This is a genomic window from Yoonia sp. R2-816 (assembly GCF_046762905.1).
Lineage (GTDB): Bacteria > Pseudomonadota > Alphaproteobacteria > Rhodobacterales > Rhodobacteraceae > Yoonia.
Genome location: NZ_JBKQXN010000166.1, coordinates 1 through 305 on the forward strand (window position 1 = coordinate 1; position 305 = coordinate 305).

1 protein-coding gene is annotated in these 305 nt (G+C 57.4%); it reads left to right on the plus strand.

What is annotated here, in order from left to right; all coding sequences use genetic code 11:
* Nucleotides 1-305 (plus strand): hypothetical protein (locus tag ACFWW2_RS05815; RefSeq protein WP_393926884.1); only part of this gene is annotated, 305 nt, incomplete at both ends.

Sequence of the window (305 nt, forward strand, 5' to 3'; positions counted from 1 at the left end):
AGCTGAACAATGGCAGCTTCACTGGTGATATTTATGCCGGTGCGGGCAATGATACCGTCGCTATTCACCCCGTAACCCTCGGTGAGGGGCGCTATATTCTGGACGGCGGGGTGGGCGGTAATGATAAGCTGACGTTCGGTGGTTCGCTCACTGACCCGATAAACATGAATTACACAGATACTCACCACAGTAACTGGGAGCGTGTCGAGGTGGATATGGGCCTGTCCATCGACGCGACGTCTACGTTCCGCGCAACTGGTCGGGAAGGGGGCACCCCCACCGGGGCGATGATTGCGGGTCAAGTG